The sequence below is a fragment of the Streptomyces sp. NPDC093546 genome (assembly GCF_044765045.1).
GTDB lineage: Bacteria > Actinomycetota > Actinomycetes > Streptomycetales > Streptomycetaceae > Streptomyces.
This window is the reverse complement of sequence record NZ_JBIWJG010000013.1, coordinates 144681-166159: the sequence shown is the minus strand read 5'-3', so window position 1 is coordinate 166159 and position 21479 is coordinate 144681. Positions and strand designations below refer to the sequence as shown.

Genomic DNA, 21479 nt, shown 5'->3' with positions numbered 1-21479 from the left:
CGGAGGTGAAGCGCTTCGATGCGTGGGGCTCCGAGATTAGGGGGGCTACGGGGAGCTGTCCAGGGGCTGTTCGGCGGCGGTGGTCGAAGCGCTTCGACTCCGGTCGGCGAAAAGGCCGGGGAGTGCTGGCGGCGCTCCCCGGCCAGGGTGGTGAGGCGGAACCCTCTCCGCCCTACCGGGTTTTGATCCGCAGGAAGGTGACCGAGTGGGCCGGGAAGGTGTACGTGAACTCCCGCGCGATACCGCTCAGGGTGGATTCGCGTGGCTGGACCGGCCGTGCGTCGGCCGTGTTGACGGCGTCCGGGGCGCCCTGGAGCGTGGTCAGCCGGGCCGTCGGGGCGACCTTGTCCGTGCCGAGGTCGACGCGGGTGTGGGCAGGCGCGGCCTGCGCGTTGACGACCTTGACGACGAGGTCGTCGCCGTCCCGCGTCACCACCTGGCGGAACGGTTCGGCGGTCTTGTCGTCGGTGAAGGAGCCCCACTTCTTCCCGTCGAGGTAGAGCGTGACCTGGCGGCCCCGCACCTGGACGTGGAGGTCGTACGTCCGGCCGGTCTCGATGGTGGTGGCGTCCTCGAGCAGCGTCTGCTTGCCGCCGTCCACGGACTCCTCCACGGCGGAGCGGGTGTTGCCCCAGCCGCCGAGGTTCCACCAGTAGTGGTTGCCGGTGTCGCGGACGCCGAAGGCGACGAGGAAGCCCTCCTTGCCGGACTTCTTGGTGGCCTTGAGCCGTAGGTCGTAGTCGTGCCAGCCGGTGTCGCCCGCCGTCACGAGGGTGTTCTCGGCGGCCGCGTCGGACTGGAGATACGCGCCGTCCACCACGGCCCAGTCGCCGCGCCCGGCGGCGCGGGTCCACCGCGCGTCACCGGCAGAGAAGTCGTCCTTCAGGAGCGGGGTGCCGTCCGCGCCGGTCACCTCGACGTCGTCGTACGCGGCGCTCGTCGCCCACGTCGACAGGCCGACGGCGCCGGTGATCGGGCCGGAGACGGCGGGCGTCGTGGAGGCACGGCTCGGTACGACCCGGTCGCCGGTGTTGTTCATGAAGAGCTTCTGCACCTCGTAGCTGGTCGAGCCCCAGGAGCGGTGGTTGTCGAACCAGATCATGTCCGGGCGCCACTGGTTCTGGTGGACGTCGGCGAGGAGCGGGGCGTAGGAGGCGAGCTTGACGACGTCGGCGTTGCGCTCGAGTCCGGTCATGTAGGCGGCTTCGGCGAGCGCGTTGGAGAAGCGGTTGTCGAGGGACGCGTACTCGCCGAGGAAGACCTTGGGGCCCCGGCGGTCGTAGGAGTCGTAGCGGTCGTTGTTCTCCAGAAACCACTGGGGGCTGTTGTAGTAGTGCTCGTCGACCATCGCGACCCCGGCCTCGCGGTTCAGCTGCCAGTGGCGGTCGAAGACGCCGCCGGCGTCGTCGGGGCCGGAGTTGGAGATGACGGTGATGTCGGGGTGCTTCGCCTCGACGGCCTTGCGGAACTCGGTGAAGCGGGCGAAGAAGGCGTCGGGGAGGTTCTCCTCGTTGCCGACCCCTATGTGTGTGAGGCCGAAGGGCCTGGGGTGGCCCATCGCGGCGCGTTTGCGGCCCCATTCACTGGTGACCGGGCCGTTGGCGAACTCGATGAGGTCGAGGGTGTCCTGGATGTGGCGCTTGAGCAGCGCCGGGTCGTCGGTGGCCTGGTTCTGGCCGCAGCCGGTGACGAGGGCGGGGACGACCGGCAGCGGCATGGCGCCGATGTCCTCGGCGAACTGGAAGTACTCGTAGTAGCCGAGGCCGTAACTCTGGTGGTAGCCCCAGAAGTTGGCGTTGACGGCGCGCTGTTCGACGGGGCCGATGGTGTCCTTCCACTGGTAGGACCGCTTGCGTTCCCAGTTCGGCGCCTCGTACGCCTGGTGGCTGCCGGTGTTGACCAGGCAGCCGCCCGGGAAGCGCAGGAAGCCGGGCTTGAGGGCGGCGATCTTCTCCGCGAGGTCCTTGCGCAGGCCGTTCGGGCGGCCCTTGTAGGTGTCGCGCGGGAAGAGCGAGACCATGTCGAGGCGTACGGTGCCGGTGCCGGCCGCCGTGACGGCGAGGCGCCCGCCGGTGGTGGTCACCTTGGGGACGAGCGTGCCGGTGTACTTCGCCCAGCGGTCGCCGCGCACGGTGAGGTTGAGGGGCGCGGACAGCACGGTGCCGTCGGCGGCGCGCAGCTCGGCGGCGAGGCGGGTGCCGGAGGGGCGGTCGGTGCGGGCCCAGACGGAGAAGTCGTAGCGGCGGCCCTCGGTGAGGGCCATGCCGGCGCCGTAGCCGCTGTTGACGACGCCGAACCGGCCGGTGGGGGTGTTGGCCGGGGCGAGGTCGAGGCGCAGGTGGTGGCGGTTGCGCTCGTTCAGCCGCTCGGCGTCGTCCGCCACCTTCAGCTCACCGGCGGCGCCGCCGGTGGCGGTGCGCTGCCAGGCGGTCAGCGCGTTGTAGGCGGGGTTGTCGGCGGGGGCGAATTCGAAGGAGCGGTTCTGTACGAGCTCGGCGTACAGCCCGCCGTCGGCGGCGTTGTTGATGTCCTCGTAGAAGACGCCGTACATAGTCCGGTCGATCGCCGGGCCCACGCGGTCGGGGCTGACCGTGAGCGCGTAGTCGGCCGGCGCGGCGGCCGCCGGGGGGTGCTGGGCCCGGGTGTCGTCGGCGCGTGTGGTGGGCGCGGTCAGCACCGTACCGGCGAGGAGGGCCGGGAGGAGAGCCGCCAGCGCGAGGGCGTGCCTCGGCCGTGTGCGTGGCATGGGTGTGCTCCTGGAAGGGTCATTCGTTCGAGATATCGGACATTGACCAGCACTTCGAACAGACCATAGGCATGGGGCGTGAACGCGTCAACGGGCTGAACACGAAGGGCGGACGCCGACACCTTGGCGTTCGAGCGTGACGCACTCGACAATGAGGGTGATGACGGACAACCGGGCACACAGCGGCGAGATCGGCACGCCGGAGCGCCTCGCCATGAACCGCACCGGCAGCTTCGACTGGGATCTCGACGCCGGGACGATCGACGTCGACGAGGCGGGCCTGCTCGTGTTCGGCCTGACCCCCGGCACGTTCGACGCCCGGCCCGCCTCCCTGGTGCGCCGGCTGGAGCCGGAGGAGCGGACGCGGCTGGAGGCCGTGATCCGCGAGGCGCTGACCAGCGGCCGCACCTCGTACGCCGCCCACTTCCAGATCCCGCTGGACGACGGCTCACCGCAGTGGACGCACGTCCAGGCGCGCATCCTGCGGGGCCCCGACGGCCGGGGCCACCGGATCGTGGGGATCGTCCGGGACGCGACCTTCGAGGTCACGCACTCCGCCTTCGTGGTGGAGTTGGAGAAGCGCAGGGAGCGCCAGACCAACATGGTCGAGCGCACCACGCAGGCGCTGTCCCGCGCGGTCACCGTGGACGACGTCACGGCCGCGCTCACCGGCCCCGGCGGCCTCGCGCGCCTCGGCGCCGACGGGTTCGCGCTCGGCCTGGTCGAGAACGGCTCGCTGAACATCATCGCGCTCAGCGGCGAGTCGCTGGACGTGCTGGAGGACCTGCGGGTGCAGCGGCTGGAGCGCGGGATGCCGCTCGCCGAGACGGTGCTCAGCGGGCGCCCGCTGTTCTCCAGCTGCTTCCAGAACCTGGTCCGCGGCTACCCCGCGCTCGCCCCGTACGCCGGGCAGCTGCGCTTCCGGGCCGCCGCGTACCTGCCGCTGGTGGCGCAGGCCCGGACGCTCGGCGGGATGGCGCTGTTCTACCGCAGCCGCACCGCATTCAGCGCGGACGAGCGCAACCTCACGCTGGGCCTGGCGGCGATCGTGGCCCAGTCGCTCCAGCGCGCGATCCTCTTCGACGAGGAGCGCGAGGTCGCCACCAGCCTCCAGGCCGCGATGCTGCCGCGCCGCATCCCGGCCGTCGAGGGCGGCGAGATCGCCGTGCGCTACCACTCGGCGTGGAGCGGCCGCCAGGTCGGCGGCGACTGGTACGACGTGATCCCGCTGCCCCGGAGCAGGGTCGGGGTCGTCGTCGGCGACGTCCAGGGCCACGACACGCACGCGGCCGCGATCATGGGCCAGCTGCGCATCGCCCTGCGCGCGTACGCCGGTGAGGGCCACGCCCCCTCCACGGTGCTGGCGCGGGCCTCCCGGTTCCTCGCCGAGCTGGACACCGAGCGGTTCGCCACCTGTGCCTACGCGCAGGCCGACCTGGGCACGGGCACGGTCCGGGTGGTGCGCGCCGGCCACCTGGGCCCGCTGATCCGGCACACCGACGGGCGGGTCGGGGCGCCGAAGGTGCCGGGCGGGCTGCCGCTCGGCGTGGCGTCGGTCTTCGGGGACGAGGAGTTCCCGGAGACCCGGCTCGACCTGGTGCCCGGCGAGACGCTGGTGATGTGCACCGACGGCCTGGTCGAGCAGCCGGGCGTGGACATCGGCGAGGGCTTGGCCGCGCTGGAGCGGGCGGTGAGCAGCGGGCCGCCGGGCGCGGAGGCGCTGGCCGACCACCTCTCGGAGCGGTTCTGGGAGCGGTGGGGCGCGGGCGACGACGTGGCGCTGCTGGTGCTGCGGCGCAGCCCCGACCCCGGCACGCCCCGGGCACCGCGCATCCACCAGTACATCCACCAGGCCGACCCGCAGGGCCTGTCGGAGGCGCGGGCGGTGGTACGGCGGGCGCTGCGCGACTGGGGGATGCAGGAGTTCGCGGACGACGCGGAGCTGGTCACCGGCGAGCTGCTGGGCAATGTGCTGCTGCACACGGAGGGCGGTGCGGTGCTGACCCTGGAGGTGCTGCCCGAGCCGGTGCGCCGGGTGCGGCTGGCGGTGCAGGACCGCTCCAGCGCCTGGCCCCGTCGGCGCTCGCCGGGCGAGGCGGCGACGGGCGGGCGCGGGCTGCTGCTCCTCGACGCGCTGGCGCTGCGCTGGGGCGTGGAGCCGCGCGGTGAGGGCAAGGCCGTGTGGTGCGAGATCGGCCCGTCACCCCGGCGCGGCCCGGGAGGCGCGTGATGGACCCCGTCGAGGCGCTGGACCGGATCGCCTTCCTGCTGGAGCGGGCGCAGGCGCCGACGTACCGCGTGCGGGCGTTCCGTACGGCGTCGGCGGCGCTGTCGGCCCTGGACGCGGGCGAGGTGGCCGGGCGGGCGGCGGCCGGGACGCTGGAGCGGCTCAAGGGCGTCGGGCCGAAGACCGCGCAGGTGGTGCGCGAGGCGCTGAACGGCGGGGTCCCGGCGTACCTGGAGCGGCTGGAGGAGGAGGCGGGCGAGGCGGCCACGGTCGGGACGGAGCTGCGGGCCGCGCTGCGCGGCGACTGCCACCTGCACTCGGACTGGTCCGACGGCGGCAGCCCGATCGAGGCGATGGGCCGGGCCGCGGCGGCGCTCGGCCACGAGTGGGCGGTGCTCACCGACCACTCCCCCCGACTGACGGTGGCCCGGGGCCTGTCGGCCGAGCGGTTGCGGGAGCAACTGGACGTGGTGGCGGAGCTGAACGAGCGGTGGGCTCCCTTCCGGCTGCTGACCGGCATCGAGTGCGACATCCTGCTGGACGGCACCCTCGACCAGGAACCGGAGCTCCTCGACCGCCTCGACGTGGTGGTGGCGTCCGTCCACTCCAAGCTGCGGATGGAGGCTCCCGCCATGACGCGGCGCATGGTCAGGGCCGTACGCAACCCGCTGGTGGACGTGCTCGGCCACTGCACCGGCCGGCTCGTCGGCGGGAAGCGGCCGGAGTCGCAGTTCGACGCGGAGGCGGTCTTCGCCGCGTGCGCCGAGTCGGGCACGGCGGTGGAGATCAACAGCCGCCCGGAGCGCCTGGATCCGCCCCGGCGGCTGCTGCGCGAGGCGGTGGCGGCCGGGGTGTTCTTCGCCATCGACACCGACGCCCACGCCCCCGGCCAGCTGGACTGGCAGATCATCGGCTGCGCCCGCGCCGAGGAGTGCGGCGTACCGGCCGGCCGCGTGATCAACACCTGGTCGGCCGACGAGCTGCTGACGTGGACGCGGACCCGGCAGGCGCCGAAGGGAGCGGACTGAGCCGCTCTTCCCGATCTGAAGGCCGAAAGTTGACGCTCTTCGCCTCATACGGGTCGCAGGGGCGCGGATCCTGGTCGACCGGTTCTCGACACGTCCTTCGGGCACTCGTCCGCACTCCGCTTCGAGATCCACCCGGCGCGCCGCATCGACGTGGACCTGATGCCGCCGGTGGACGCCGTGGTCGTCACCAACGAACACCTCGACCACTTCCACCTGCCGTCACTTCGGCGCCTCCCCGCCGACATCCGTCGGACCAGTCGCCGGGGGTCCGTCGCCGCCGCCTCGTCACCGGGAGCGGGGGCTGCTGCTCAACATCGCCCCCTTCGTCTTCAGCATGGCGACACTGGTGCGCCTGGACGAACCGCGCCCCGGCTCAGCCGCCGACGGCTCGGGAAGGCAGGGCTGGTGCGGGAGGCGTTGGACGGCGTCGCGTACGTCCGCGGCCACAGCTGGATGCTCGGCATCATGCTGCAGGGCACCGCCCAGGCCGCGCTGGTCATCGCCCCGATGGCGGTGGTGGTGCCGCTCGTGATCGGCGGCCGCGGACCTGCGGCGCTCGGCCTCGTCACCGGTGCGACGGCGTGCGGCGCACTGGTGGCGACGCTCGCCGCCCCGCACATCCGGTCTCGCCGGGCCGGTACCGTCGCCATGCTCGGCCTGCTGTGCGAACTGCCGCAGATCGGCACCGTATGGGCGGGGGCACCGACCGTGTGGGTGGTCCTGTGCGGCATCTGCGCCGGTGCGGGCTCCTCGGTGTTCGCGGTCCTGTGGGGCGCGGCGCTCCAGGACCGCACCCCTGACAGCATGCTCGGCCGGGTGTACGCCCTCGACGCCCTCCTCACCCAGGCACTCGTGCCGGTGTGCGTGGCGGCGTCGGGACTCCTGCTGGGAGTGTTCTCCGCGTCGGTGCTCACCGCCTTCGCCGGGTGTGCGCTCATCCTCACCGTGGTCGCCGTCCTGCCCCTGCCGGGCGTCTCCACCCTCGGTTCGCCGCCGGAGCGGGAGCCGGCGGCGAACCGGTCCGGGCCGCCGCCGCGCCGAGCCTAGCCGCACACCGAAAACCGGTTCGATAACCCCCTATGTGTGCTGTTAGGCTCCTTGATCACTGGATGTGCATGGGGAGAAGCAGCCGGGGTCGGGGGACTTCACACACTGCAGGGCGGCACGCGAATCGCGCGGGCCGTCTCCTCGCCATGCCTTTGACCACCGGTATGGGGAGATCTTTCAATGCGGAGAAGCAGGCTCATCAGCGCGGCCGTGGCGTCCACGCTGACGCTCGGGGTCGTCGGCGCGGGGGTCTCCGTCGCGATCGTGGCGGCGGCGCCGGCCGGTGCCGCGACGCCGCGGGCGTGGGGAGGGCCCGCGGCGCTGACAGAGGCGGGGGTGCACAACTCCGTGCACGAGGTGAAGGTGACCACGGACGGAACCGCCGTCACCGTGTGGACCCGCGACAAGGGCGACGGCAACCAGGAGCTCTGGGCCGCCACCCGCCCAGCGCAGGCCACCGCGTGGAGCGCGCCGGTTCTCGTGGCCGCCACGAAGGGCGAGGTGTACTCGGCCGAACTGACTGCCGGCACCGATGGTTCGGCGACGGTCGCCTGGCACCACTGGGGAGGTTCCGGTTACACCCTGAGCTCGTCCACCCTGCTCGCCGGGGCGGCGTCGTGGACGCCCGCCGCGCAGGTGTCGACCGCGACGCACCCGGCCTGGTACGTCCTCGCGAGCGGCCCCGGCGGACGCCTCGTGGCGGCGTGGACCAGCTTCGGCGACCCAGCCGAGGGCGACGCGGGCAAGGGGCTCTACGTCTCCGAGCGCTCGGCTCCGGGCGCCGCCTGGTCCGCGCCCGTCAAGCTCACGGGCGTCCTCGCCTTCACGCCGACCGCGACGGTCGCGGCCGACGGCACCATCACGGTCGCCTGGGACGACAGCCTCGGCGACGGCGGCGTGCGCATCACCTCCCGGGCCGCGGGCGCGACCGAGTGGGAGGCGCCCCGGGGCATCGAGGGGGCCACGTCCGGTTCGTTCTCGGGCCTGACGCTGCAGTCCTCCGCGTCCGGCGCCACGCTGCTGGGCTGGTCGGAGGGCAGGTATGCACATCGCTACGCCTACCGCCCCGCGGGCGGCGCGCCGTGGGGCGCCGTGGAGACGCCCCCGTCCGACGGCACCCCGCTCGGCTCCGCCATGCCCCAGCTCGGTCCCGACGGCGAGGTGACGGCCCTGTGGCAGGACTACTCCGCCCTGCGTACGGCGACCCGCTCGGCGGCCGGTGCCTGGTCGGCGCCCCACACGCTGACCGAGTCGTACATCGGCAAGATCTGGTCCCCGAGCGTCGGCCCCGACGGGACGGTCACCGCCCTGTGGACGGCGGGCGAGGGTGAGCTGACGGTCGCCACGCGCAAGGGCGGCACCTGGACACGGCCCCTGATCCTGGGCCGGATCGATGCGACCGCGGCCGGCCGCAACGCCAGCGCGACCGGTCCGGACGGCCGGGCCGTCGTCGTGTGGAACCGCAAGACCGGTGTGACCAACGCGGACAAGGACGTCCACCAGGTGTGGTCCGCGTCCACGCTGCCGGTCACCGCCCCGCCGACCTCCCCCGCCAAGCACCGGGATTACGCCGGTGGCGACGGCCTGCCCGACCTCTACGCCCAGACCACCACCGGTGCGCTCACCGTCTACCGGGGCAACACCAGCGGTACCGTCTCGGCCCGCGTCGACGGCGGCACCTGGCCCACCGGCTCCACTCTGATCCCCTTCGGTGACCTGAACGCCGACGGCGCCAACGACACCCTCGTGCGCACCGGCACGGGAGAGCTCGACCTCTACAGCCCGCCGCGCGGCCAGGCCGTCACCCCGAACACGCCGTACACCCGCATCGGCACCGATTGGTCCGGGCTCGACGCCCTGACCTACTCCGGCGACTTCAACGGCGACGCCATCCCCGACCTGGTGGCCCGTCAGACGGACACCGGCGACCTCCTCCTCCACACCGGTACCAGGAACGGCACGCTCTCCGCCGGCGTCCGCATCGGCACCAAGTGGAAGGGGCTCACCATCGTCGGCGCCGGCGACCTGAACAACGACAAGAACGCCGACCTCCTGGCGCGTACCGCCACGGGTGACCTCTACCGCTACAACGGCACCGGCAAGGGCACCATCGCGGACGGCACCAGAATCGGGTCCCGCTGGGGCGGCATGGTCGACTTCGTCGGCATCGGCGACCTCAGCGGGGACGGGAACGCCGACATCCTGGCGCGCCACACCACCGGCGACCTCTACCGCTACAACGGCACGGGGGCCGGCGCCATCGGCGACGGCACCAAGATCGGCACCGGCTGGAAGTCGTTCGCCGGGATCCGCTGAACCGGATGCCCGGGGCCCGTCAGGCCGGACGCGTCACCAGCGCCCGGCCGGACGGGCCCGGGCCTTCCTGCGGGCGCTGCCTCGCGGACGAGTGCGTCAGGCCCCGCCGCCGCCGACACCGGGGGCGACGAAGCGGCGGGGGGCCGGCGATCACTTCAGCCGGGGTCCGGCGTCGCCTTGAGCATCACGCGCATCGCGTTCTCCCTCGGTCGACACACACAAGGCCAGAATGACCGAAGTCCCCCTTTCCCGTACCGCAGGAAGACCAGCCGTCGGCACGCATGGACGCCGTCAGGCGTCGCGCCGGATCCGGAGGAAATCCTGGTCGCAGCTGAGGGCGAAGCCTCCCCCGGGCTCGGCGCAGTGGGTGTGCAGGTAGCCGGCGACGGCTGTCCGGGCCGAGGGGTTCTCCAGCGGGCCGACCAGCAGTTGGCAGACCTCCAGGGCCGTGGGCAGGTCCGGAACGCGGACGGAGGCGCGCTGGCGGACGAGTTCGGCGCGGTACGGCCGGTCCGCGGCACCGTCCAGGTACGGGAGCAGTGCGTTCAGGCTGCGGGTGGGGCCGCCGAAGTGCCGGACCATGGCCATGCAGGCGTTGTGGGGGTGCTGGAGCACCAGGACCAGTTCACCGCCCGGGCGCAGCCAGGACAGCATCCTCGCCACGTGCCCGGGCCAGTCGGCCTCGGGTACGTAGTACAGGACGTGCGAGCACAGGACGAGGTCGGCGGGACCCGCGGGCTCGGCGGCGGCGATCGGCACGGGCAGCACTTCGGCGTCCGGGCAGGCCGTGCGCAGCTCCCGCCGCAACGCCGGATCGGGTTCGACGGCGACCGTCCTGTCGAACCTCTCGGCGAGGCCGGCGGTGAACAGCCCGGGTCCCGCGCCCGCATCGACGAAGACGTCGTGCTGCGGCAGCTCGTCGACGATGGCGTGGAGGAGGCGCTGCTGGTTCTTCTTCTCGTCGGTGTGGGCGAGGTACGTACGGAAGATGTCGCCGTAGCGCGGGTGGGAGGGGTCGAGCTCCCTCCACCGGTGACCGTCCATGCGGGGCTCCTACGAGTCATGGTTGCGGGCATGGCTGCGGCGATCGGCAAGCCGCTCGCCGCGGCAGCGCAGCCGTGCGCGGCCCGTCGTGTCCGTTACGGCGATCGAGTGGCCGGGCCCTGGACGACGTCACCGACACGGCCGGTCCGACAGCACCCGGCCGGTGCGGAACGCACCGGCCTGCCGGGCACGACAAGATCACCTCCACGGGATCCTGCCGTAGCCGGTGACCCGCCCGCGATGCTCCTTTCGGGGATCACGGAGGTGCGCCCGCGCGCTGGGGGCGCACACAAAGGAGGGGCCCGGCGGCGTCGCCGGGAGCGGCACGGACGGGCCGGTTCAGGAGAGGGCCGACGGCTTGCGCGGCGGCGGGACGGCCCTGAGCAGTTCCCACAGGGGACGTGAGCCCGACGCCCATACTCCGAGGGTGTGGCGGCGGGCGGTGCCGTTGAGGACCTGGAGATCCGGGGTGCCCACCGCAGAGCCGGCGAGTCCCTGGCGACGGTGCTTGCACTGGATCACCCAACGCCGACCGTAGGGGTCGGTTGCCTTTACGTCGGCACCCAGATCCCCACCACCGCCGACGCGGACCGCGTCCCGGCAGCCGTCACGGTGCATCAGGTCCCGCACCGCCTCCTCGAACCGGGCATGGTGCAGGTCGTCCAACTGGGACAGGCCGTACCGCAGGCCTTGCGCACGGACCGCTTCCCACCGCGCCCTGCGCTGCTGCCGGCAGAGCCGGCCGCCGCCCGCCAGCACCGCGAGCGCGGCGACGATGACGAGGACCCACCAGTGGGCCAGCAGCCAGTTGACGACGGCCACCGCCGCGCCGACGGCCACGACCGCGGCTACGCCGAGACCGATCAGGCGGTCCTCCGCACGCTGCCTCCGCTTGACCGGCCTCCGGGTACGCCGCCGTGTCGTCGGGCGCCCGGTCGTCGCCGCCCGCCCCTTGCGGGCACGGGAGCTCATCGGCCGGCCTGCGTCACGCCGCCCGCGAGCAGCACGGCCACATCGATGGTCAGCAACCGCCCAGACCTCCCCCAACGACCGGCCATCACCATGAGGGCAGAGCAGCACGCTCCCTCGGCCTTCTTGTGTATCCGGGCCGCGGCACCGCTGGAGGCAGGTTGCCGGTGAATGGCACAAAGCGATCGGACCTGGCTGGATACCGCGCGGCGGATCATCCGTGGACGTACTCATGCGGCCCGCGTGCTCCCCAACGCCGGTGCGGGTTTGCGCGAGGATGCGAGAGTTCGAGGGTTCGCACTCGCTTACGGAAACCACACCAACCCCGCGGCCATGATCGGACACAATGACCGCATGCCCGAATACGCAGAACTCGATCTCGCCGGCGCCGCATTGCGGGTGGAGCTGTCCGACACCGGAACACCGGCGGCCGGCGGCCGCACGGCACCGGAGCGGGCCGACGGACCGGACCTGCCCGGTGGTTTCGGCACGGCCACGCCCGTGGCCCGTGGCGGCGGCCGGACGGCGGCGCTCGCGGCCGACGCGCTGCGCACGGCGCTGCGCCCGCTCGGCCCGCTGCTCGAAGAGGTGCACGCGGCGGTGGCGAGTGCGCCGAACCCGCCGCAGGAGCTGACGGTGGAGTTCGGCGTCCAGATCGGGCAGGACCTCAAGCTGGGCATCGTCGGCGCGAACGGGAACGCCACGATGACGGTGTCGGCGACCTGGCAGCACGGCGCCGGGCCGGCCGCCGGAGCCGAGCACCGACAGGACCGGCACGGATGACGTGGTTCCGCAGCCCGGCAGCCGCCGGCACCCGCGTCTCGCTGCTTTACGAGGGCAGCTCCAAGGCCGCGGGCGCCGCCGCGCTCCTCTCCCCGAACCGCGTCCTGACCTGTGCCCACGTCGTCAACGACGCGCTGGGCAAGGACCTTTACGCCGCCGAGCGGCCGGGCGCCGCCGGGCCGCTCACCGTGGCCTTCCGCGGCTCCGGCGCGACGGGCCGTCGGACGGCCACCGTGTCCGTGTGGGTGCCCCCGCAGCGGCGCCCCTCGGCCCTGGAGTGGGAGGGCGACCTCGCCGTGCTGGACCTCGACGAGCCGGCGCCCTCCTGGCTGCGGCCCGTGGTGTGGCGGGACATGGAGGAGGGCCAGGAGCTGCGGGCCTGGCACGGCGGCGGCGAGGCCATCACCTTCGCCGACATCGTCGTCCGCCTCAAGGAGGGCCGGTACGGCTACCTCGACGGCCGGCTGTCGGGGGCGGCCATCGGGCCCGGCTACAGCGGCGGTCCGCTGTGGACGCGGGACGCCTCCTCGGTCGCCGGGCTCGTGGTGGCGCACCTCATGCCCGACGAGACCCAGCCGTTACGGGCCCAGCAGGCCGTGCGGCGCAGCTGGGCGGTGCCGTGGCAGGCGGTGCGCGAGGAGCTGGCCCGCGCCGGCGCGGCCGACGTCCTCGACGAGTGCGCCGTCGCGGCCCCCGCCGCCGCGGGCCCCTGGTGCGGCGGGCCGGACGTGGCGCGTGCGGCGGCCGGGCTCGCCCCCGTACTGCGGGCGCTGCTGGACGACCCCGGGCGGCGCGCGGACCACGCCAGGACGCTGGCGGCCGGGCTGGGCCGTCCGATGCCGCCGCCCGAGGAGGGTGCGGCGCCCACCGTGGAGGAGCTGGCGGAGTTCCTGGTCACCGAGGAGCGGGCCCTCGCGACCCTCACCGAGTCGCTGGCGCCCGCGGTCCGCGGTCCGGCCGACCGCGAGGCGCTCGACAGCCTCCTCGCGCTGGGGCGGCTGGAGGAGAACGTCCGGCTGCTGTCGGTCGGGGAGCACCGGCACCTCCTGGACGACCTGCGCCGGGTCACCGCCGCCGACGCCACGCTCGTGCCGCGCGCCGCCCGGGAGGCCCTGCGCTACATGGTGCTGCCCGGGCCGCTGGCGGCCTCGGGCCGCCTGACGGAGGCCGACCTCGACGCCGTGGTGCTGAGTCTGGAGGGGTTCCCGGACGGACCGGCGCCCGACGGGGGCGCGCCGCCGGTGCCGGCGCTGCTCAGGCTCGCCGCGTTCGTGGCGTCGGCCGCGCCGGACCGGGAGACCCGCGGCTCCCTGCACGGCTGGTGCGACCGGGTCGCGCAGCGGCTCGGCATCAGCCCGGTCGCTCTGGCCGAGCGCCGCGCCGACGCGGCCGGCTGGGCCGCGCACCGCTCGTCGCCGGTCAGCCGCATCGTGCTCAGACTGACCGCCGACGGAACGAACATGGGAGCGGAACAGGCGGGCGGCGCCGGACGCTACCGGTGCCGGGTGGGCCTGGTGCGCCAGGACGGTACGACGTCGACCGTCGCGGCACCGGAGGGCGCGTGCGCCCCGGAGGAGATCGGCCGTCTGGTGCGCGAGGCGGCGGAGAGCGGCCAGGGGGACGACCCGTACCCGGTGACCCGGGTGGACGTCGTCGTGGGGCGCGACGGGCTGCAACTGCCGGTCGACAGCTGGGACACGGGCAACGCGCTCGGTGACCTGTTCCCCGACCTCGGGGGCCTGCGGCTCGCGCTCGGCGCCAAGTACCAGGTGGCGCTGCGCTGCCCGGAGATGAGCCGCCGCTCCCCGCGCCGCGACGCCGAGATGCGCCGCCGCTGGGCGTCCGGGCATCCGGAGATCCTGGTCGTCGACGAGACCTCGGCGACGCTCCAGCAGCTGTACCAGCGGCTGGAGACGAGCCACAAGGACGTCGCCGGGGTCGTCCTGCACGGGCCGCGCGAGGAGCGGGACCGGCTGCTGGACCTGTGCCTGGCGCTGGGGGTGCCGGTGGTGCTCTGGGACCGCGAGGCGGACGACCACGCGGACGCGGCCCGGCTCGACGCGCTCGCGCCCACCGGGCCGCTGCACCAGCTGCCGGAGCGGGTGCGGGAGTTCCGGGAGGGGGTCTTCGGCTCCTCGGTCGTCTCGGCGGCGCGGCCCGCCCTGGTGTGGGAGGACGCCGAACTGCCGGTGCCGGACTCCCTCGAACTGCTCGACCCCTCCTGAGACCCCGCATGACACCTCTCATGGCATCCCCCAGGACACCCCTCATGACATGGCACGGAACGGAAGCGAACGGCTGATGACGGTGAACGGTCCCGGCACGGGACGCGAAGAGGGCGACGGCGGCGGCGCCGAGGCGTGGCGGCTGTTCCGGGGCGACGGGCGGCCCCGTACGCCCGCGTTCCCCGAGGCGCCCCCGTGGCGGCGGTTCCGCGGCGCGGCGGACGGCGCGCCGCGCCGCCCGCGGCCGTACCTGATCGGCCCGGCCGAGGCGGACGTCGTCAACGCCGCCCTGCTGCTGCGGCGGCCCCTGCTGGTCACCGGGCAGCCCGGCACGGGCAAGTCCTCGCTGGCGCACGCCATCTCCCACGAGTTGTCGCTCGGGCGCGTGCTGCACTGGCCGGTCAACAGCCGTACGACGCTCCAGGACGCGCTCTACCGGTACGACGCGATCGGCCGGCTGCGCGAGACGAACCTGCGGCGCGACCGCGACCTCGACGGGGACGGCGCGCCGGACGAGGGCCCCGGCATCGGCTCGTACGTGCGCCTCGGTCCGCTCGGCACCGCGCTCGTGCCGTCCGGCCGGCCCCGGGTGCTGCTCGTCGACGAGCTCGACAAGGGTGACGTCGACCTGCCCAACGACCTGCTGAACGTCTTCGAGGAGGGCGAGTTCGAGATCCCCGAGCTGGCCCGGCTGCCCGAGGAGCAGGCCCGGGTGCGGGTGATGACGGCCGATCCGCACTCCTGGACCGAGGTCGTACGGGGCCGGGTGTGCTGTGCGGAGTTCCCGGTCGTCGTCATCACCAGCAACGGCGAGCGGGACTTCCCGCCCGCCTTCCTGCGCCGCTGCGTCCGGCTCGACCTGCCGGAGCCCGACGAGGAGCGGCTGCGCGCGATCGTCCGGGCGCACCTGGACGCGGCGGGCGCCGGGGACGGCGACGGCTCCGGTGCCTCCGGTCTGGAGGGCGTCGACGACCTCATGCGTGCCTTCCTCGCCCGCCGGGCGCGCGGCGAACTCGCCACCGACCAGCTGCTGAACGCGGTCTTCCTGCGCCGGGGCGGCGTGGACCTGGACGCCGACGGGCTGCTGGACGCCGTGCTGCACCGGCTCGGCGGGACGGTGTGACCGGTGCTGGAGCGGGTGCGGGACGTCCTGGCGGACTGCGGGGCGGAGCTGTCGGCCGAGGAGCTGCTGGACGCGCTGTGGCTGGCGGCCCGGCTGCCGTCCGCGGGTGTGCTTCCCGGCGCGGCCGGGCCGCCGCCCGCCGCTGAGCCCTCGCGCGGACCGGAGCCGCGGGATCCGGACCGGGCCGGGCCGTCCGGCGAGTCGCCGGAGCTTTCCGGGCCGTCGGAGGGGCGCGAGCCGTCCGGGGCGCCGGGCGGGGCCGGGGCCCTGCACGCCGCGCCCGTTCCGGCGGCGCGGCGGGAGCGCTCCGCGACCGAGGTCCCGGCGATGCCCGTGCGCGCTCCGGGCGAGAAGGCGCTGGGCGGCGCCGAGTTGCGTCTCGGCCGGGCGCTGCGGCCGCTGCGGCACCGGCGCCCGGACGCGCTGCGGTGGGAACTGGACGTGCCGGCCACGGTCGCGGTGATGGCCGAGACGGGGCTGCCGGACGCGGTGGTGCGGCCGGCCGTGACGCGCTGGCTCGACCTGGTGCTGCTCGTCGACGACGGCGTGTCCATGCTGCTGTGGCAGCGGCTGGCGGCCGAGGTACGGGTGCTGATGGAGCGGAGCGGGGCGTTCCGTGACATCCGCGTCTTCGGCCTGGACAGCCGGAGCCCGGGGGGCCCGCGGCTGCGCCACCGCCCCTTCGGCGACGGGCCCGCCACGCTGTCGCTGTCCACCGTCGGCGACCCGTCCGGGAACACGCTGCTGCTCGTGGTGAGCGACGGTGTGGGAGCGGCGTGGCGCGACGGGCGGATGCACGCCGCGCTGGAGCGGGCGGCGGCGACCGGACCGGCCGCGGTGCTCCAGGTGCTGCCGCCGCGGCTGTGGGACGGCTCGGGCATCCGGGCCGAGCGGTGGAAGGTCACCACGCGCCGCCGAGGCGCGGCGGGTGGCTCCTGGCAGATCGCGGACCCGGTGCTGCCGCCCGAACTGGCCCCGTTCGACGGGATCCCGGTGCCGGTGCTGGAGGCGACGCCCGAGTCGGTCGGCGCCTGGGCGGCGCTGGTCGGCTCGCCCGGGGGCAGCGCCGTCCTGCCGCTGCTGGCGCGGCACGGGACGCACGCCGGCGGTACGCCGCCGGGGGGCGGCGCCGCGCCCGGGCGCGCGGGTGGGGAGGCGTCCCCGGAGGCGGTGCTGCGGTTCCGGGAGGCGGCGTCCCCGGAGGCGTACCGGCTGGCCGCGCACCTGGCGGCGGTGGCGCCGCTGCCGGTGCCGGTGATGCGGCTGGTGCAGGGCGCCATGACCCCGGCGGTGGACACCGGCCACCTGGCGGAGGTCTTCCTGGGCGGGCTCATGCACCGGGACGAAGAGGGGGCGCGCAGCCTGCCGCACCAGCGGGAGTTCGACTTCCGCGAGGACACGCGGCGGATCCTGCTCGGCACCGTTCCGCCCGCCGAACTGGTGCGGACCACCCGGGCGGTGACGGCGCGGCTGGCCCAACTCGGCCGTTCCTCGGCCGACTTCCCCGCGTGGCTGCCGCATCCGGAGGGACCGGAGCGGGTGGCGGTGGACGGGCCGCGTCCGTTCGGGTGGGTGGACGAGCGGGTGATGCGCAGGCTCGGGGTGGCGGCGCCTGCTCCGGGGACCGGGACAGCGGCCGCGCCCGAGCCGCCGCCCCTTCCGGAGGGCTCGGAGGGGCTCCCGGTCCCGCCGGGCGTGCGGCTCCGTCTGAGGGGCGCGGACTGGGTGCCCGTACGCGTCGGCGACCCGCGTTTCGCCGGAGCCGGCGCGCTGCCGTACCGGGTGTTCGCGGAGCACCGGCGGGGGTGGACCGGGCTCGGGATGTACCTCGCGGTGGACGGCGAGGGCGTCCCCGTGCTGATCCGCAGGCCGGAGGCTCCCGCGCTGCGCGAGACCGACCTGGTCGCCCGGGAGGTCATCGCGCTGAACCGGATGGCCGGCGTCCATGCGCCCCGGCTGGTCGCCCGCCAGGTGGAGGGTGCCCGGCCGTGGCTGGCCGTCGAGTGCGCCCTGGACGACGAGGAGGTGCCCGGGCCCGCGCCCGGCCTGACGGCGTTCGTCCGCCGCTACGGGCCCCTGCACGATGACGGTCTGCTCGCCATAGCCCGTCAGTTCGCGAACGGGCTGGTCAGGGCGCACCGCACGGGGCTGGTGCACGGCTCGCTGGTACCGGGGAGCGTGCTGATCGCGGGCCGGGAGGTGCGGATCACCGGCTGGATGACCGCGTCCGTGGCGGGCCGGCCGAGCGGACACCGGAAGGTCTTCGGCCGACCGGGGCCCTACCAGGCGCCCGAGCTGGCGCACCACTCGGTGCCGCCGACCCCTGCCTCCGACGTGTACTCCATGGGCGCGATCCTGCTCGCGGCCGTCTCCGGCGGCGGGGCGAACGCCCGGCGCGAGGGCGGACGGGAGGAGGCACCGGTCGTCGGCGCGCGCCTCACCGACGTCCTGCTCGACTGCGTGGAGCCGGTTCCGGCGCGGCGCCCCACCGCCGAGGAGGTCCTGCGCGCCCTGAACGACATCGCGCGCCGCGAGGTGCCGCACCGGCACCGGCTGCGCGTCACCCTCGGCCGGAGCGCGGCGGGCCGGCCGGTGCGGGTGGACATGGCCGGCCCCGAGTCCGACGGCAGCGGCCCGCACATGCTGTGCCAGGGGGCTCTGGACGCGGGCCGGCGGGAGTTCCTCGACACCGTGCTGAGCCAGCTGACCCGGCGCAACCCGGCGGACGGCCTGCGCCTGCTGCTCGCCGACTTCACCGGCCGCAGCGGCCTCGAACGGTACGCGGACCCGGCGGCGAGCGGCGCCGCCCTGGGGCTGTCGGACGTGCCGTCCCGGGCGCTGGACCTACGCGAGAGGCTCGTCGCCGAACTGGGGCTGCGGGAGGACGCGCTGGCGTCGGCCGCATGCCCGGACATCGCGGCGTACGAGGCGCGGCGGAGCACCGAGCCGGAGATGCCCGCCCTGCCGCGCCTGGTGGTCGCGGTCGACGAGGTGACGGAGATCCTGCCCCGTCAGCCGGAGCTGAGCAGCGTGCTGCTGCGGGCGGCGCGGACCGGCGGGAGGCTCGGGATCCACCTGCTGCTCGCCACGCGGAACGAGGTGCACCCGTGGTTCGCCCGGTCGTTCCTGGAGTACATCCCCGCGCGCGTCACGCTGCGCACGCGGCGGGTGGGTACGCCCGCTCCCCATGACGTACCGGACGGGGGGCGGCTGGCGCACGCGGCGTGGCAGGAGGACGTGTGGTTCGAACCGTCGCCTGAGGAAGGCGGAGACGGAGCGGCCTCTTAGGACGAGGGGCACGGGAGGCACGGGAAGCCCGGCGGCACGGGAAGCCCGAGAGGCTCCGGAGGAGTGACGCCCTATCACGGGGGGTGTAACGAGACGAAGGTGATCCCCTGCGTTCCGCCAAGGCCCTGGCAGCGACCTTGCGGTACCCACGCGATGCCCGGCAGGGCACGCTGCCCGTGCCCTGCGCTGCCCGGTTCCGGCATGAGGCGCGGGTAACGCCCCCCGTAATAGCGGCTTTCGCGGACCGGTGACGCCCTGTGCGGGCGGCCCGGCCGACCCCGCTCAGGATGCCGTACATCCGGGGATATTTCTTCTGAAGGTTCTTCGGTGAAAAAGCGATCACGGCGCGGCACCGCGGCCGCCCTCGTCGCGGCCCGTGCCCCGCCGCTCGGCGGAGAGGGCCCACTGGTAGGCGAGGGCGGCGAGCGTCGGCACGCCCCAGCGGTCCCGGAGGTGCCCGAGCTCCTTGCTGAGGGTGCGCAGGCCGATGCCCAGGCGGCGGGCGGTGATGCGCTGGTCGATGCCGGCGGCCGTGTCGTTCAGGATCTCGCGCTGGCGCCGGGTGAGCCCGCCGCCCGCCCCACCGGTACCGCAGGGTCCCTCGCCCTCGGCTCCCCCGGGGTCGCCGTGCCAGACGTCGGCACGGCGCCAGGCGTCCGTGAAGCCCTCGGCGAGGAAGGCGACCAGGGCTCGGTCGCCGACCTGCCACGCCGCGTGCCCGGGGCTGTAGTTGTCGACGTGGTCCGGGATGAAGGCCTGGCGGCGGTCGACGACGACGCACTGCTGGAAGGGGGCGGCGAGGGTGCGGAACCGCGCTCCCTTCGCGGTCATGGCGGTCACCCACCCGCGGCTCGCGGGGTCGTCCCGCTCGCTGTCGTGGTACAGCGTGTGCACGCGCACACCGCGGGCGAGCGCGCCGGCCTCGCGCGCCATGGTGCTCTCGACGAGCTCGGGGCTGTGCGGGCCGCAGGGCCGGGCGATCAGCAGTTCGGTCTCGGCGCGGCTGACGGCCTGCCCGATGCGGGCGTCGACCTCCTCCGGTTCCGCGAGGAACTCGCTGCTGGCGCCGGAGCGCCACTTGGCGCGCTCGAAGTGCACGCCGAGCTCGTCGGCGAGGCCGGGTATCTCGGCCATCCGGGCCGCCCGGACGGCCAGGGCGCGCAGCTCGTCGTCGAGGAGCCTGCGGCCCGCCTCCTGCGGGTCCAGGGCGATCGGCGCCCGCGCGCCCTCCGGGTCGAGGGCGACCAGGCGCCAGTCCGTCAGTTCCCGCAGGGCGTCGGCGTCCGCGTCCTCGACGCGCTCGCCGCGGGTGACGCGGGCGTACAGCTCCCTGGCGGCGGCCGACAGCACCGTCGTCCCGTCCGCCACCGCGCCGTCGCCCTCGCCCTCGTTCCCGTTCGTGTTCCCGTGCCCGTGCCCGTGCCTGGCCCTGTCTCCCACCCGTCTCCCCCTGCCCCCGTCGAAGGCCTCCGTCGAAGGCCCCTGTGGCGGCCCGGTGCGGATGCGTGTGTGCGCCGTGCGCAGGTACGCACCCCCCAGGCGCTTGATCGTCGGCGTCCGACGGGTCAGCGTACCCGTGCGCCCCTCCCCCGCTCCCGCCGCGCGGGTGCGGGCCCTCGCCGAGCCGCAGAACCGCCGTATGCCCATGAACGGACGCACCCCATGCACCAGCCCGTACGCCGCGACGCCCGCACCGGGCCCGCACCGTTTCCGGCCGCCGCCCGTACCCGGGACGCGGTCACCGGACCGCCTCACGTACAGGCTGACCAGGAATTTCGGGAACCTTGGGGGAAGAACCGCATGGACAAGGTGGCACTGCGCTGCCTGCTGCGCGAGCGCCGCGCGATGATCAAGCCGGAGAGCCACGGGCTGTCCCGCCCGACCCGGCAGGGACGGCGGGCTCCGGGCCTGTCCCAGGCGCAGATCGACCAGCTCCTGCACCGCGCGCCGGACACGTACGGCCGGCTGGAGTCGGGCCGGTACACCAACCCGCCGGTGGGCCTGCTGCACGACGTGGCGCGGCTGTTCAACATGACCGAGCAGGAGTGGGTCGCGCTGTGGCGGTACGCCCTCGGCCAGGATCCGCCGCATCCGCTCAACTCCCGGTCGGGCGAGGAGATCCCGGGCGTGTGGCAGACGGTGCTGGACGGCTTCTCCCACATGGCGTACATCAGCGACCGGTCGTGGAACATGCTCGCCCACAACGCCCACATGAAGGGGGTCTTCCCCCGGCGTGAGGTCCCGGCCAACACCATGCGGTGGATGGCGGTCGAACCGGAGGCCCGGACCGTGCTGGCGGACTGGGAGACGGCGTGGGCCCCGATGGTGCTGCCGCAGCTGCGGGTGGCGCTCGCCGCCGACCCGGGCAACCGGACGCTGCGCGGCATCGTGCGGGACGTGCTGGCCGATCCGGTGGCGGCGCCGATCTACGAGTCGGCGAGCAGCCGCATCCGGCTGGACGGCGACGAACGGCCCTTACGCCACTCCGAGCTCGGCCCCGGGTGGGTGACCCTGTGCGCCGCGCAGCCGCTGGCCGCGCCGGGCGCCCGCCTGATCATCCTCCACTTCCAGCCGGGTGAGCGCCGCCGCGAGCCGGTCCCCGCGCTGCGGGCGCCCGCCGACGGGCGGGGCACCCCGCAGGGGTGACGCCGCGGTAGCCGGCGGGGTGGCGCGGGTACCCGTC

Annotated in this window: 13 protein-coding genes and 1 pseudogene; 10 read left to right on the top strand and 4 right to left on the bottom strand. The window is 74.6% G+C overall.

Features of this window, described 5'->3' with window-relative positions:
- Positions 1 to 172: 172 nt before the first annotated feature.
- Positions 173 to 2746 (bottom strand): alpha-L-arabinofuranosidase C-terminal domain-containing protein, encoded by a 2574-nt coding sequence (locus ACIRNI_RS25865; RefSeq protein ID WP_403554759.1) that lies wholly within the window; start codon positions 2744 to 2746, stop codon positions 173 to 175.
- Between the two features lie 160 nt (positions 2747 to 2906).
- On the opposite strand from ACIRNI_RS25865, the gene ACIRNI_RS25860 reads away from it, so the two are divergent.
- The 5 genes and pseudogenes from ACIRNI_RS25860 (at position 2907) to ACIRNI_RS25840 (ending at position 9364) form a co-directional block, all read left to right on the top strand.
- Positions 2907 to 4976 carry a SpoIIE family protein phosphatase gene (locus ACIRNI_RS25860; protein WP_403554757.1) on the top strand — a complete coding sequence of 690 codons (2070 nt, stop codon included), beginning with the start codon at positions 2907 to 2909 and terminating at the stop codon, positions 4974 to 4976.
- Positions 4976 to 6001: a PHP domain-containing protein gene (locus ACIRNI_RS25855; RefSeq protein WP_403554755.1), complete on the top strand. Its 1026-nt coding sequence runs from the start codon at positions 4976 to 4978 to the stop codon at positions 5999 to 6001. The genes ACIRNI_RS25860 and ACIRNI_RS25855 overlap by 1 nt, the downstream gene beginning before the upstream one ends.
- Positions 6002 to 6094: 93 nt before the next feature.
- Positions 6095 to 6235 (top strand): annotated as a pseudogene (locus tag ACIRNI_RS25850) (MBL fold metallo-hydrolase); the annotation flags it as partial.
- 171 nt (positions 6236 to 6406) lie between these two features.
- Positions 6407 to 7048 (top strand): hypothetical protein, encoded by a 642-nt coding sequence (locus tag ACIRNI_RS25845; protein WP_403554753.1) that lies wholly within the window; start codon positions 6407 to 6409, stop codon positions 7046 to 7048.
- Between the two features lie 180 nt (positions 7049 to 7228).
- Positions 7229 to 9364 carry an FG-GAP-like repeat-containing protein gene (locus ACIRNI_RS25840; RefSeq protein WP_403554751.1) on the top strand — a complete coding sequence of 712 codons (2136 nt, stop codon included), beginning with the start codon at positions 7229 to 7231 and terminating at the stop codon, positions 9362 to 9364.
- Between the two features lie 291 nt (positions 9365 to 9655).
- On the opposite strand, the gene ACIRNI_RS25835 is transcribed toward ACIRNI_RS25840, so the two are convergent.
- Together ACIRNI_RS25835 and ACIRNI_RS25830 are read right to left on the bottom strand one after the other, a co-directional pair.
- Positions 9656 to 10408, bottom strand: coding sequence for a class I SAM-dependent methyltransferase (locus ACIRNI_RS25835; protein ID WP_403554749.1), 753 nt, complete (start codon positions 10406 to 10408; stop codon positions 9656 to 9658).
- A gap of 339 nt (positions 10409 to 10747) precedes the next feature.
- Entirely contained in the window at positions 10748 to 11380 is a 633-nt protein-coding gene (locus ACIRNI_RS25830; protein ID WP_403554747.1) for a restriction endonuclease, read from the bottom strand.
- Between the two features lie 351 nt (positions 11381 to 11731).
- On the opposite strand from ACIRNI_RS25830, the gene ACIRNI_RS25825 reads away from it, so the two are divergent.
- The 4 genes from ACIRNI_RS25825 (at position 11732) to ACIRNI_RS25810 (ending at position 18796) form a co-directional block, all read left to right on the top strand.
- Positions 11732 to 12160, top strand: a complete 429-nt coding sequence (locus ACIRNI_RS25825; protein WP_403554745.1) for a CU044_2847 family protein — start codon at positions 11732 to 11734, stop codon at positions 12158 to 12160.
- A complete protein-coding gene (locus ACIRNI_RS25820; protein ID WP_403554743.1) occupies positions 12157 to 14385 on the top strand; it encodes a trypsin-like peptidase domain-containing protein in 2229 nt (742 codons plus the stop codon). The genes ACIRNI_RS25825 and ACIRNI_RS25820 overlap by 4 nt, the downstream gene beginning before the upstream one ends.
- A 76-nt stretch (positions 14386 to 14461) precedes the next feature.
- On the top strand, positions 14462 to 15508 hold the full coding sequence (locus tag ACIRNI_RS25815; RefSeq protein ID WP_403554820.1) for an AAA family ATPase: 1047 nt from the start codon (positions 14462 to 14464) through the stop codon (positions 15506 to 15508).
- Between the two features lie 3 nt (positions 15509 to 15511).
- Positions 15512 to 18796, top strand: coding sequence for an SAV_2336 N-terminal domain-related protein (locus tag ACIRNI_RS25810; protein WP_403554741.1), 3285 nt, complete (start codon positions 15512 to 15514; stop codon positions 18794 to 18796).
- A 339-nt stretch (positions 18797 to 19135) separates the two neighbouring features.
- Here the strand turns inward: ACIRNI_RS25810 and ACIRNI_RS25805 are convergent, their stop codons facing one another.
- Positions 19136 to 20236, bottom strand: a complete 1101-nt coding sequence (locus tag ACIRNI_RS25805; RefSeq protein ID WP_403554739.1) for a hypothetical protein — start codon at positions 20234 to 20236, stop codon at positions 19136 to 19138.
- Between the two features lie 360 nt (positions 20237 to 20596).
- Between ACIRNI_RS25805 and ACIRNI_RS25800 the strand changes: the two genes are divergently transcribed.
- Positions 20597 to 21442, top strand: coding sequence for a helix-turn-helix domain-containing protein (locus ACIRNI_RS25800; protein ID WP_403554737.1), 846 nt, complete (start codon positions 20597 to 20599; stop codon positions 21440 to 21442).
- Positions 21443 to 21479 lie beyond the last annotated feature (37 nt).

Excerpts from the sequence above, each read along its gene's own strand:
- ACIRNI_RS25815 (WP_403554820.1), top strand. The coding sequence starts at position 14,462 with ATGACGGTGAACGGTCCCGGCACGGGACGCGAAGAGGGCGACGGCGGC.
- ACIRNI_RS25840 (WP_403554751.1), top strand. The coding sequence starts at position 7,229 with ATGCGGAGAAGCAGGCTCATCAGCGCGGCCGTGGCGTCCACGCTGACG.
- ACIRNI_RS25835 (WP_403554749.1), bottom strand. The coding sequence starts at position 10,408 with ATGGACGGTCACCGGTGGAGGGAGCTCGACCCCTCCCACCCGCGCTAC.
- ACIRNI_RS25820 (WP_403554743.1), top strand. The coding sequence starts at position 12,157 with ATGACGTGGTTCCGCAGCCCGGCAGCCGCCGGCACCCGCGTCTCGCTG.
- ACIRNI_RS25855 (WP_403554755.1), top strand. The coding sequence starts at position 4,976 with ATGGACCCCGTCGAGGCGCTGGACCGGATCGCCTTCCTGCTGGAGCGG.
- ACIRNI_RS25830 (WP_403554747.1), bottom strand. The coding sequence starts at position 11,380 with ATGAGCTCCCGTGCCCGCAAGGGGCGGGCGGCGACGACCGGGCGCCCG.
- ACIRNI_RS25800 (WP_403554737.1), top strand. The coding sequence starts at position 20,597 with ATGGACAAGGTGGCACTGCGCTGCCTGCTGCGCGAGCGCCGCGCGATG.
- ACIRNI_RS25865 (WP_403554759.1), bottom strand. The coding sequence starts at position 2,746 with ATGCCACGCACACGGCCGAGGCACGCCCTCGCGCTGGCGGCTCTCCTC.
- ACIRNI_RS25860 (WP_403554757.1), top strand. The coding sequence starts at position 2,907 with ATGACGGACAACCGGGCACACAGCGGCGAGATCGGCACGCCGGAGCGC.
- ACIRNI_RS25825 (WP_403554745.1), top strand. The coding sequence starts at position 11,732 with ATGCCCGAATACGCAGAACTCGATCTCGCCGGCGCCGCATTGCGGGTG.